Annotated in this window: 12 protein-coding genes; 6 read left to right on the top strand and 6 right to left on the bottom strand. The window is 55.5% G+C overall.

The window, feature by feature from the left end; translation table 11 throughout:
* Positions 1-79 precede the first annotated feature (79 nt).
* Complete coding sequence (locus tag VLY20_11450) at positions 80-694, top strand: tetratricopeptide repeat protein (protein ID HUK57262.1); 615 nt, start codon at positions 80-82, stop codon at positions 692-694.
* Positions 695-709: 15 nt separating this feature from the next.
* Positions 710-1,648, top strand: coding sequence for a carboxypeptidase-like regulatory domain-containing protein (locus tag VLY20_11445; GenBank protein ID HUK57261.1), 939 nt, complete (start codon positions 710-712; stop codon positions 1,646-1,648).
* A gap of 156 nt (positions 1,649-1,804) precedes the next feature.
* On the opposite strand, the gene msrB is transcribed toward VLY20_11445, so the two are convergent.
* The 6 genes from msrB to VLY20_11415 form a co-directional block, all read right to left on the bottom strand.
* Positions 1,805-2,302, bottom strand: coding sequence for a peptide-methionine (R)-S-oxide reductase MsrB (msrB, locus tag VLY20_11440; GenBank protein ID HUK57260.1), 498 nt, complete (start codon positions 2,300-2,302; stop codon positions 1,805-1,807).
* Positions 2,303-2,380: 78 nt separating this feature from the next.
* Positions 2,381-2,557: a hypothetical protein gene (locus tag VLY20_11435; GenBank protein ID HUK57259.1), complete on the bottom strand. Its 177-nt coding sequence runs from the start codon at positions 2,555-2,557 to the stop codon at positions 2,381-2,383.
* Between the two features lie 134 nt (positions 2,558-2,691).
* Positions 2,692-4,674: a methionine--tRNA ligase gene (metG, locus tag VLY20_11430; protein HUK57258.1), complete on the bottom strand. Its 1,983-nt coding sequence runs from the start codon at positions 4,672-4,674 to the stop codon at positions 2,692-2,694.
* 17 nt (positions 4,675-4,691) lie between these two features.
* Positions 4,692-5,744: a DNA polymerase III subunit delta' gene (gene holB, locus VLY20_11425; GenBank protein HUK57257.1), complete on the bottom strand. Its 1,053-nt coding sequence runs from the start codon at positions 5,742-5,744 to the stop codon at positions 4,692-4,694.
* Entirely contained in the window at positions 5,722-6,399 is a 678-nt protein-coding gene (gene tmk, locus VLY20_11420; GenBank protein HUK57256.1) for a dTMP kinase, read from the bottom strand. Before tmk ends, holB begins: the two co-directional genes overlap by 23 nt.
* A 77-nt stretch (positions 6,400-6,476) precedes the next feature.
* Positions 6,477-8,417, bottom strand: coding sequence for an AAA family ATPase (locus VLY20_11415; GenBank protein ID HUK57255.1), 1,941 nt, complete (start codon positions 8,415-8,417; stop codon positions 6,477-6,479).
* 205 nt (positions 8,418-8,622) lie between these two features.
* Between VLY20_11415 and glmU the strand changes: the two genes are divergently transcribed.
* From glmU to VLY20_11395, 4 genes are all read left to right on the top strand, one after another.
* Positions 8,623-10,011 (top strand): bifunctional UDP-N-acetylglucosamine diphosphorylase/glucosamine-1-phosphate N-acetyltransferase GlmU, encoded by a 1,389-nt coding sequence (gene glmU / locus VLY20_11410; GenBank protein HUK57254.1) that lies wholly within the window; start codon positions 8,623-8,625, stop codon positions 10,009-10,011.
* 11 nt (positions 10,012-10,022) lie between these two features.
* On the top strand, positions 10,023-11,852 hold the full coding sequence (gene glmS, locus VLY20_11405) for a glutamine--fructose-6-phosphate transaminase (isomerizing) (protein ID HUK57253.1): 1,830 nt from the start codon (positions 10,023-10,025) through the stop codon (positions 11,850-11,852).
* Positions 11,849-12,187 (top strand): nucleotidyltransferase domain-containing protein, encoded by a 339-nt coding sequence (locus VLY20_11400; GenBank protein HUK57252.1) that lies wholly within the window; start codon positions 11,849-11,851, stop codon positions 12,185-12,187. The genes glmS and VLY20_11400 overlap by 4 nt, the downstream gene beginning before the upstream one ends.
* Before the next feature lie 217 nt (positions 12,188-12,404).
* Positions 12,405-12,623, top strand: a 219-nt coding sequence (locus tag VLY20_11395; protein ID HUK57251.1) for a hypothetical protein, incomplete at its 3' end; no start/stop codon positions are given.

Genomic DNA, 12,623 nt, shown 5'->3' with positions numbered 1-12,623 from the left:
ACAGACCTTGAAATTTTCGGGTAAAACTGGTACCTTGCGGCTATCGAGGGTCTATTTCACGGTTGCGAAGGAGATCGAAATGAAGAAGATCGTTAGAATTCTTTATATCCCATTCCTCTTTCTCACGGCCGGTGTTCTGGCGGCTTGCAATCAAAACAGTTCTTCCCCTCCATCGGCTCCGTCATACACAACGCCGCCGATCGCACAACAGACCGCGCCGCCTCCACCGCCTCCCGCGCAACCGCAGCAGTTGTCGCTTTACATCGTACCTTTCGATCAAAGCAAGTTTTCCATGGAAACGATTCAAGCCGATAAAAAGAAGATCGACCAAGAACCGAACAATGTCGATGCCCTGCTCGGCCTTGCCAACGCCAATTTCATGATTCAGCGCTTCGAGAAGTCGCAGGAATACTACGATCGGGCCTTGAAATCGGACCCGAAGAACGTCAATGCCCGTTTGAGCCTGGCGAACTGCTATATCTTTATGCAAAAACCGGATGAGGCCATCAAACAGTTGGATCAAATCCTGGCCATGCAGAAGGACTACCCGGAGGCGTTGTATAACAAGGGGTTGATCCTGCTCCAGTCCAAACAGGACCCGGTCGGCGCAAAACAGGTCTGGACGCAATTGATCAGCGCGCATCCGGATCATGAGCTTGCCCAGCAAGTGAAAGGTGAACTGGGGCGCTTGTAAGCGATGACAACGTCCATGCAATGGCATATACGATTATCCCTGGCCGTGACGGTCTATTTGGCGTGGAGTTCCATCGCCTTGCCCTACGAAGCGGTCGATGTGAAGAACGGCGGGACGATCTCGGGCAAAGTTACGCTGCGCGGTCCGGTTCCGGAGCCTCGGGTATTTCCGATGGCCCTGTATCCCTTCGGTGATTTTTGCAAAAAGATATCGAACGGGGAAGGACTGGTCCTTCTGCGGGAATTCAACGCGGACACAGCCGGAGGACTGCAGGACGCGGTCGTCGCGGTTCAGAACGTCCCAAAGGGAAAAGCTTTTCGCTCTCACGATACGGAGCTGGTAACAGTGAATTGTATGTTTCATCCCGCCGATGTTCCGGAGAGTGAACAGTTCGCGTTTCATCATGGTCAATTGGTTCATGTTCACCCGTTGCTTACCGTGATCCGGAATCATTCCCTGCTGTCCGTGGTCAACCGTGATCCGGTCAGTCATGCCGCCCAGGTCTACCAACCGGAAAAAGGCAATCGTGTTTTAAGCTTCCCGGTTCCGGTCTCCTACAAGGCCAACAGCGGCTACGTTAATCTCGAAGACGGCCAGCAAATTGCCCAAATTATTTGCGAGATGCACGAATACATGCAGACCTGGGCCTGGGTCGTCGACAACCCTTATTTTGCAAAGACGAAAACAGGCGGGAAGTTTAGAATTGAGAATTTACCTCCGGGAACCTACAACGTCATTGCTTGGCATCCCCACATGAAGCCGATTCAGAAACAGGTCACGATTTCATCCAAGGAAACGACGATCCTGGATTTTGAGTTTGACGCTCATCAGGTCGTCCGGCCGATTTATGAAACGCAAACCCGGTTCCGGATTCCGCCCGAGCGTGATCCCACAGTGGATCTGAAAGGCTGCGAGGGACCTTATTGTGTTCGGCGGGAACACGACCATCACTGACCCGTCCGCGGGCGACTAAGCTCCCCATGCATCGATGAGAAAGACGGGTGATGAAGCTGTCCGGGCTAGTGTATCGGATGTTGTTAAAAGCGGCCCTTCTGTTGGCGTTGTTCCTGTTCGCCAAACAGCGCGGGATTTTTTAGGTGCGACCGACTGCTATCCCTCAGCCTTGTCGGCAATAAAATCCAGGGCGAGACCGTTATTGCACCAACGCTGGCCTGTGGGCGGTGGACCGTCGTTGAACACGTGACCCTGGTGGCCGCCGCAGCGGGCGCAGTGATACTCCGTGCGGGGCAGAAGCAATTTAAAATCGCGTTGGGTTTCAACCCGACCTTCGATGGTCCTAAAGAAGCTCGGCCAGCCTGTGCCGCTGTCGAATTTCATATCGGAGGTGAACAGCTCCAGTTCGCAGCCCGCGCAAACATAGCGGCCTTTCCGTTTTTCCTCAAGAAGGGGACTTGTGAACGGCCGCTCCGTGCCTTCTTCGCGCAGGATGTAAAACTGCTCCGGCGTCAGCATTTTTCGCCATTCGTCGTCCGTCTTATGAATCTTTTCGATTTTTTCCTGCACGTCACTCTTCCCGAACCCGTTGCGGGGGATCACGGCGCCGGTGATCAAGAAAAATATTCCCGATAGGAACTGGCGCCGATTCATAGAATGATTATAAACCCAAAACATCCCAAGATCCAGTCCGGCTCCCGCCGGTTATTCGGCATGAATCGGCGATGGATTTCAGGGAATGAGTTGCCACTCATCCTTCTCGATCACCACCTTTTGACCCGATTGAAGCTGTTTGACATCCTCGCGTTCAAACATCCCCAGATATCGCTCGATCCGGTCCGGTTCCGTAATTCGATCCTCTTTGGTCTGGCCCGTGGCCAATTTGTAACGCCTGATTAAAACCGCCATTGTATTCCTCCTGATCATTGACTCGCCATTTCATACGGGCCGTCTCTTTTATAAGATACCGGCGCAAAAAGATGATAATTGTAACGGCTGTCGCGAGGATTAGTCAAGTCAATAAATGGAAGGAAAGGCCGTAATTATTTCACACGCGTTCCGGGATCAACCGGTTCCATGAAGGTCGCCAGGGCCTCGACCGCCTTGTCGCCCGCCGCCAGGATCATCCCCTGCGATTCGATTCCCCGGATGACGGCCGGCTTCAGATTAGCCACCAGGATAATCGATCGGCCGATGAGCTGTTCGGGTCCGTATTTGGTCGCGATTCCGGCAACGACCTGTCTTGTTTCGGCGCCGATCGAAACCGAGAGTTTTAACAGTTTGTCGGCTCCCGCGATCTTTTCGGCCGTAATGATCCGGCCGACGCGAAGATCAAGCCTCCGGAACTCATCAATTGAAACAAAGGATGGTGCGGTCTGTGTCGATTCCATGGCGGTCTCCTTTGAAAGTTTTTGAGGCGCGGCCGTTTCTCGTTCCGGAACGGTTCGCGGTGTTTCAATGCGAGGGAACAGAAGCTTGCCCTTCTGAATGGGTCGGCCCGGCTTAAGCCTTCCCCAATGATAGTCCCGCGGTTTCAGGACCCGTTCCAGCGAGGTCGTCCAGCCCAGCTCCGTCGTCATGCGTTGGGCCGTCCCTGGCATGAACGGAAACAGATGAATCGCCAGGATCCGCAGCGTTTCGGCCAGATGATACAGAACCGCATCCAATCGGGCACGGTTCTTTGGATCCTTCGCCAGATCCCAGGGCGCGGTTCTCTCGACATAGCGGTTGGCAAAATCCACGAGCGTCCAGATCTCGCGCAGCGCGCGATGAAACGCGAAGCGTTCCATTTCTTTTCCTGCCGTGCGATACAACGACCGCGCCAGTGCGGCCAGGCGACGATCCTCCGCTTGGCGCGCTTTGGGATGGTTCTTGGGGACGGCACCGCCCGAATATCGTTCGATCATCGTGAGGGTGCGGGAAAAAAGGTTGCCCAAATCATTGGCCAGCTCGCTGTTGTAGCGGGCCGTCACGGCCATTTTTGAAAAGTTTCCATCCTGTCCGAACGGGACCTCCCGCAGCAGAAAATAACGGAAGGCGTCCGTTCCGTACTCGGCCGCCATGGTGTTCGGGTCGACGACGTTGCCGCGGCTTTTGGACATCTTCTCACCATCGACGGTCCACCAGCCGTGCGCGAACAAGGTTTTCGGCAGATCGAGCCCCAGCGCCATGAGAAGCGTCGACCAATAAACGGCATGCGTGGTCAGGATATCCTTTCCGACCAGATGGACATCGGCCGGCCACCACTTCGCAAAGCGCCGTTTATCCGTGCCGTAGCCGGGAACCGAGATATAATTGACCAGCGCATCCACCCAGACGTACGTGACATAGTCCGGATCAAAGGGAAACGGGATACCCCACGCAAGTCGGGCCCTCGGGCGGGAGATGCAAAGATCCTCAAGCGGCCGGTCCAGAAAACCCAACACCTCGTTTCGACGGTTTTCGGGCCGGATGAATCCGGGATATTTTCGGATGTGTCGCATTAAACGATCCCGGTAAGCGCTCATTTTGAAGAAGTAGTTCGACTCCGAGATCCGTTCCACCGGTCGGCCGCATTCGGGACATTTTCCTTCGACCACTTCGTCATCCGCCCAGAACCGTTCATCCGGCAGGCAGTACCAGCCCTGATAAGACGCCTTGTAGAGAACCTCACTCTTTCTCAGCCGCCGAAGGACTTCCTGCACGACCCGCTTATGGCGTTCCTCCGTCGTACGAACAAAGTCGTCGTTCGAGATCGTCAGGCGTTTCCAAAGCTCTTTAAACGCCACGACCATCCGATCGGCGTGCGTCTGAGGATCCAGGCCCTGTTTGGAGGCGGCCTGCTGGACTTTTTGCCCGTGTTCATCCGTCCCGGTCAGAAAAAAAACGTCGTAACCCCGGAGCCGTTTGTATCGGGCCAGGACATCGGCCGCGATCGTGGTATAGGCATGCCCAATGTGGGGAACGTCGTTGACGTAATAAATCGGCGTCGTGATATAGAAGGTCTTGCGTTTTGGCGAGGGTGTTTTTCTGCGGGACGATTTCATGTCCGGATGAGTTCCGCTCAGTTCGGCTTCGAGTCTGCGGCCGATTCGCCGATCACCGCGTCGCGAAGTTTCAAAAGCACCGTCTCCAACACGAGCGCGTGATTGAGATTTCGGGGAGCGGCCCGCCGGAGGTGATGGATCAGCGTCATCGTTTCCAGCACCGAATCGGTTGAGACGGCACGGCTCCAGGTCGTAATTCTTTCCGGGACATCCTGATTGATGAGAAGGGTCGGATCGGGATCGTGCCGGGCGATCAGGACGTCTCGGAGCCAGACTTCGATGGTGTCCAGCGATCGTGCGAGTTGCTCCGGCGTCGCGGCCAACTCGTCGGGCTGATTAAAAAGTTCGGCCGGATCTTCAAGCCGCTCCTTGGAAAGGGCATCGAGAACCCGATCTCGTTCGCTTTTCAAGACCGCCGGATCGGCCTCGGCCGCGATCCCGATTCTTCCCATGGCCAGCGCGGCCAACACGATCGCCTCCTTCGGACCGAGGCCCCGTCGCCTCTGGAGCCACTGCGTCAGCTCCGGCAGCGGCGCCGGACCGAAGCGGACGGCCTGGCAGCGGGAAAGGATCGTCGGCAGCAGGGTTTGCGGTCGGGCCGAGATCAGGATCAGAACGCTGTGGTCCGGAGGCTCCTCCAAAGTTTTCAGAAAACCGTTCGCCGCCTCGGGATTCATCGCGTCGGCCTCGTCAACCAGAAACCATTTCCGTGAACCGATCAAAGGTTTGAAGGCAATCGCGTCCTGCAATTCGCGAATCTGTCCGATCTTGATTTGGCTGCCGTCCGGTCGCACCTCCCGGAAATCGGGGTGGCTTCCTGAATCCACGGCCAGACAGGACCGGCATTGACCGCAGGAGGCCAGCGTCGAAAGGCCGGAGGCCGAGCCTGCCTTAGGATGGGGACATAGACCCATCTTGGCAAAGGTCGCGGCCGTCAGAAATTTCCCGATATGCGCTGCTCCATGGAACAAATAAGCATGCGCGACTCGGTCGTTCGCCAGAGCCGCTGTTAGGACGGCTTTGGCATGGGCATGTCCCACGATCGTTTCAAAACCGGCTTCGGACGACATGAAACCCTCGTTCGTTCTGTTTGGCGACCGGGCGGCGGACCAAGCGCCGGTCCACCATCATTTTAACATCCTTGGCCACGTCCTCCGGGGTTTGCGAGGCCTCCACGATCTTGATGCGTCCGGGTTCCGTTCGGGCCAAACGACGATAGCCCGCCCGAACGCGTTGATGGAACTCACGCTGTTCTCGGTCCATGCGGTTGCTCCTTCCGCGATCCCTGACACGATTCAGTCCCACGCCGACATCCAGGTCCAGAAGCAAGGTCAGATCGGGAATCAGCCCCTTGGCCGCGTAGTCCACCGCCGCCCGGACGATATTCATGTCGAGCCGGCGGCCGAAACCCTGATAGGCGAGGGTCGCGTCCGAGAATCGATCACACAAGACGATCGTCCCTTTTTTTAGAGCGGGTAGGATCACTTCTTCAAGATGTTGGGTCCGGCTGGCCAAATACAGAAAGAGTTCGGCCCGCGTATCCAATCGGCGGTTCTTGATGCTCAATAATACCCTGCGGATCTGTTCACCGAATGCGGTCCCGCCGGGTTCCCGGGTGGTTACGACCTTGTGTCCTTCACGGAGCAAGTGATGGGCCAGAATCTCGATCTGAGTGCTTTTCCCGCTGCCCTCGATGCCCTCGAACGTGATGAAGAAGCCGCGCATTTCGATGTCGTGTTCCTGATTCGATTATTGGATAGGGATGCCCCCTCGGTTGCCCGAAGCAAAGGCAGTCTTTGTCCCTATTTAAGTTGGATGAGGTTGTCGCTTGTTCGGCTGGGATACGCCGCCGAAGAAAGCAAAAGAACCTGTCTATTCTGCGCGATTTCCCGCAAAATGTCCAGTACCATCTGCTGATGCGGGGGATCCAGAACGGGCAGCGGGTTATCAAGGATGAGGGGAAATGGGTGGGATGATGAAAGGATCTGGGCGACAGCGAGCTGAAGCATGAAATGGCAAATGTCCTGTTGCCCGGAGCTTAATACTTCCCATGGGACGGGTGTCTTTGTCCGGGTGGTCAGCGCCGGCTGCAGTTGCTCGTTTACGACGATCACCGCCTCGGGCGCCCCGCCCGTTTTTTCGATCAAGCGGGCCGCTTGGGCGTTTAGTTCCGAACGGCGATCCAGGAGTAGGGATTGCACCCCCGCGGTTCGAATCCCGGTGTGGAGTGGACCCGAAAGGAAATCGCCTCCTTCTTTGGAAAATCCGGGACGTCCGGACGCATCCGATCCGGCAACTTTCGGCAGCGGATCGAGTTTCGGTTTTGGATCGGCCGAAGACGACACGGCCAAATCTTGTTCCAGGATGCGGACTTCCTCCTGGATCAGGTAGATATCCGACGGCAACGTCGAGGAACTCTTGAGTTTGGATTCGAGATCGGAGATCTGCCGCGACAGCGTATCCACGTCGTTCTGCAATTCTTCCGGCGTCTTCTTGCCAAGAAACTGATCCCGTTGCGATTCCAGTTCCCGACGGGCCTGGGCAAAACGCTCGTAATTACGGATCTTCTCTTTGAGGCTCGCCACATCGGCGGAGCCGGTTTTTTTCAGCAGATCCATACACGCGGCATTTTCTTTCTTGAACGTGGCCTCGACCCGGGCCCGTTGTCGTTCGGCTTCCCGGGATTTCAGCTCAAGCGCCTTTCGTTTGTTCATCTTTCCAAAATCCAGATAACCGGCATAACCCATCAGACCGGCGCCGGCCAGGAGCATGACCATCATCAGATTCTGGAAAAGATTTCCGAGGCTCAGGGCGCCCATCAGAATGAGCGCGGCCAAGACCAACACTCCCCCGGCGATAAAAAATTTCGTGAGAAAGAACGGCTGATTCGGAATGGCCGCCAAATCCTGTTTCACGAATTCTTCATCCTCGGCGATCGTGGTCAGCTGTTCGTTTTTAAGATGTTCTTGCTGGGCCGAAGTTTCGAGAATGAGGTGATAGTCCTCGGGAAGGTCGCGAAGGGATTCAAATCCGGTCCCCTGTTGCATCAATCGTGAAAGTTCGGCCGTCTTTTCCGTGACCATTCTCAGACGTCGCTTCGCTTCCGCGGAACGAGCCTGCAGGTCGGAGAGTTGATCTTCCATGGCCGCCAGTTGATCCCCTTGGGCCAAGAACGCTTTGAGTTCCTTTAACCGTTTCTGTTTCTGTGTCCTGTCCTGGGGCATGGTGTTTGTTTCGGCGGCAAGGGCGGGGGAGGAGCCCAAGACCGGCGAGCTTGCCTGATGGTCCAAACGGGTTTCTACAACGGCCCGTGCCGATGGCATCCAACTCCCCCTCATCGTAAAAAGCCCTTCAAACGCGTTAAGAGGAAGACCGCCCATCTCATCCGTCAGGAACTTTGCGATTGGCTCTTCCTCCTGCGTCGTGATATGAAATTTGTTCGACGAATCCAATTCGGACAGGCTGCTTTTGCGGCCGGCGAAGTCTCGAATAAGCCGATAGATCCGCTCACCTTTCGTCTTGAAGATCAATCCGGCCTGGCAGGCGTCGGAGGGTTTTTGTGGTCGAAAACTTTGGACCGAACGATCCGAAATGGGTGAGAGAACGGCAAGTAGGACGTCGCAAATCGTGCTTTTCCCGCTGCCGTTCGCGCCCTGAATAAGATTAAGACCGGGTTTGAAAGCCAGCCGGGTAAGTTGAGTGAAATTTCTGATCCCGTATAGGGCCAATTCGAAAAAGATCACGCGGCTCCCGTTATTTATCATCGAATATTATGATACCAACTCCTCCCCAAAATACAAATAAACGCTTGCAAGAATTAAGGAAAATGAGTATTATTTAACATTGTATTCTAATGGACTCGATGAAATTTCCGGAGAACGACACCCAGAACTATATTATCACAACTTTATGGATCGTGAATCCGATCCGGGCCGGGAGGCGGCGAAGATGAGGATCGCCACCGTGATTTTGGCCGCCGGCCTGGGTAAAAGGATGAAATCCAAGCGGGCAAAAGTGCTTCATTCGATCGCGGGTCGGCCCATGATTCTCTATTCCATGGAGACCGCCCGGCGGCTGCCGTCCAACAGGATCCTCGTGGTGGTGGCGCACCAAGCCGAGGCGGTGGAGCGGATCCTGGAGAATCAGCCTGCGGAGATCGTTCATCAGGGCAGGCCGCGGGGGACGGGACATGCCGTTCTGCAGACACAGGCGACCCTGGCCGATTTCCAGGGACCGGTTCTCATTTTAAATGCCGATGTGCCGTTGATTACAATCGAAACGCTTCAGTCCATGTTGCGGACCCATCGGGAACGGGGCGCCGAGTTGACGCTTCTGACCGCAACGATATCGGATCCAAAAGGCTACGGCCGTGTCCTTCGGAATCCGGATGGTGATTTGGTCTCCATTGTGGAGGAGGGGGATGCAACGCCGGCGCAGCGGAGCGTCCGCGAGATCAACACCGGTTTTTATGTGGCGAACGCCCCATTCTTGTATTCGGCATTAAAAGAGTTAAAATCCGACAATTCGCAACAGGAATACTATTTAACCGATATCGTTCAAATTGCGGTCCGGCAGGGTCTTAAATTGGGCGTGGTCCATGCGGAAAATTCGGAAGAAGTGGCGGGCATCAATACCCGCGTGGATCTGGCTCGAATCGAACGGGCCGTCCATAGGAGAATTGCGGAGCGGCATATGCTCGAAGGCGTAACCCTCCTGGACCCCCGAACAGCCTGGATCGACGCGGACGTGACGATCGGACAAGATACCCTGATTCATCCCAATGTCCGGCTGGAAGGCGCCAGTCGAATCGGAGAGGACTGTGTCATCCATTCGCACACAAGGATCACCGATTCTCGGCTGGGGACCGGCGTGACGGTGATGGATTCCTGCATCCTGGTCGATTCGGTGCTGGAAGAAGGCGCGACGGTGGGACCGTTCGCACATCTTCGTTCAGGGACGATCCTTCATAAACGGGCCAAGATCGGCAATTTCGTAGAAACCAAGAAGACCGACATGGGGGAGGGATCCAAGGCGAACCACCTGACCTATCTGGGAGACGCCGTGATCGGGAAAGAGGTCAATATAGGGGCGGGAACGATTACCTGCAACTATGACGGGGTCAACAAGCACCAAACGATTATTGAAGACCGCGTCTTCGTGGGAAGCGACACCCAGCTCATCGCGCCCGTCCGAATCGGCCGAGGGGCGGTCATCGCTGCCGGATCCACCATCACCAAGGATGTCCCTGCGGATTCCCTGGTCCTGGCCCGGGCCAGGCAAGTAACCAAGAAGGATTGGGCGAAGAAAAGAAAGACAAAAAAGAAAATAAATCGATAAGGGATATATCCATGTGCGGTATTATCGGTTACATCGGCAATCAAGACGTGGTCCCCATTCTGATCGAAGGACTTCGGCGCTTGGAGTATCGGGGTTATGATTCGGCCGGGATCGCCTATCTTCAACACGGCCGCATCGAGGTGTGTCGGTCGGTGGGAAAGCTGGCGAATCTTGAAGCGGCCCTGTCCGGAAAGGCGCCCTCCGGTCGAATCGGCATCGGGCATACGCGATGGGCCACCCACGGGCGGCCCTCGGAAGAGAACGCCCACCCCCATCGGGTCGGACCGCTGGTTTTGGTGCACAACGGCATTATCGAGAACTATCTTGCGCTCAAGCACGAACTTCAGGCGGAGGGCCGTACCTTTCAGTCCGAAACGGATACCGAGGTGATCGTTCATCTCATCGACCGGCAGATGGGCCGGAGCAAGGGGTTCGAAGAGGCTGTCCGTTCGGCTTTAAAGGAGGTTCGCGGCGCTTACGCCATCTGTGTCCTTTCCGAAAAAGAGCCCGATCTTCTGATCGCGGCCCGGGAGGGCTGTCCGCTGGTCGCCGGTACCGCCGAAGGGCAATATTTCATCGCCTCGGACATACCGGCTATCTTGAACCATACACGAAACATCATTCTGTTGGACGACGGCGAGATGGCCGTGTTGACCCCGAAGGGAATCACGGTTAAGGATGCGGCGGGACGGCCGAAAGAGAAACGGATAGAGACCGTTTCGTGGAATCCGGTCATGGCCGAGCGGGGCGGCTACAAACATTTCATGCTGAAAGAAATCCATGAACAGCCGCAGGCCGTTTTGGACACCTTCCGTGGCCGCGTCTTTCTTGAACGAGACGAGGTGGCTCTGCCCGAAATCGGCCTGACGGCGGCGGAGGCGGAAGATCTCCGCAAGATTTCGCTCGTCGCCTGTGGAACATCGTGGCATGCGGCCCTCATCGGCAAGTTCATGATCGAGGAACTGGCCCGTATCCCGGTCGAAGTTGACATCGGATCGGAGTTCCGCTACCGTGATCCGGTCCTGGACCGTCGCTCGCTTTTGATCGCCATTTCCCAGTCGGGGGAAACGGCCGATACCCTGGCCGCCGTCAAGGAAGCCAAGGGCAAGGGCGCGAGAGTGATTTCGATCTGCAACGTGGTCGGGAGCACGATGGCCCGGGAAGCCCATGGGGTGGTGTATACTCACGCCGGACCCGAGATCGGCGTGGCGGCCACCAAAACGTTTACGGCCCAGTTAACCGCCCTCTACCTGCTGGCTTTTCATCTCGGGACGATGCGAAAAATCCCGAGTCCTTCGCGCGCAACGAAGCTTTTGGAAGACCTGCAACATCTTCCCCTGTTGATCGAGGAGACGCTAAAACAGGATCAGGCGATTTCGGAATTGGCACGGCAATTTTTCAAGTATCGGGATTTTCTGTATCTGGGCCGCGGGATCAATTACCCGGTCGCTCTGGAGGGCGCGCTGAAGCTGAAAGAATTGTCCTATATCCATGCCGAAGGCTACCCGGCGGGTGAAATGAAACACGGCCCGATCGCCCTGGTCGATGAGAACATGCCGGTGGTGGTCTTGGCGCCCAAAGACAAGGTCTACGAGAAGGTTCTGAGCAACGTGATGGAGGTGAAAGCCCGTGGAGGCATCATCATCGCCGTGGCCACGAAAGGGGATCAAGAGATCGACACGAAGACCGACCAGGTGATTCGGGTTCCCCCGGCGCCTTCTCTGTTGACGCCGGTCGTTCTTTCCGTCCCGATGCAGCTGCTGGCCTACCACGTCGCCGTACTTCGCGGCTGCGACGTCGATCAACCCCGAAACCTCGCCAAGAGCGTGACGGTGGAATGAGGAAACTGACGGCTAAAGAGAAACATGTTGTTGAGGCATTCAAGAAAACCATAGAGGAACAATATCCTGGTGAACTGGTGCGATTGACTCTCTTTGGTTCTAAGGCTCGTGGAGACGCGAGCAAAGAATCGGATATTGATATCCAGGTGGTTTTCGATCTGAGGACTGGAAGCTCGGTGATCGGATTCGCGAGTCGGGCTACCAACTCGAACTGGAACACGGAATGGTTCTGTCGATTCAGGTCATCAGTCAGCAACACCTCGAGCACCTCAAAGCGATCCAGTCACAGTTCTTGGAGGGGGTGGAGCGGGAAGGGATTGTGGTATGAATCATGAGAAATCAGTTTAGAAGGTGATTACCCATGAATGTCTTTGAGAGAAGAAACAGCTAAAAGCTCGGCCCGGCTCATTCGCGGATCGAGGAACTGAAGCTGCTGACAGGATAGATCGCATTCGGCGGTGGGTCAACATGGCCATATTATAAATCGTAGCATTATGCTGACTTAACTTGAGAGTGGCCAAAAGTATGGGGAGCATATAGAGGACAACTAAGATGAAAAAGTTTATCCTCATTATATCAGGTGTTCTCGTGCTTTCAGTTGTAACATTTGTAGGCTATGAATCCTTGAAATTCAGGTCATGTATGAAAAAAGTAAAAGAAGCTGGATCTATGTCTTCAGAGGAAATGGTGGACTTCTCCTTCAAAGTGGCAGAAGCCTATCGAGCACTCCCTGCAGTAGGAAGTAGAATGCATGAGTTTTGTCATGCAATC

The organism is Nitrospiria bacterium, from assembly GCA_035517655.1.
In the GTDB taxonomy this organism is placed as follows: Bacteria; Nitrospirota; Nitrospiria; order JACQBZ01; family JACQBZ01; genus JACQBZ01.
This window is presented reverse-complemented; position numbering and strand designations above follow the sequence as displayed.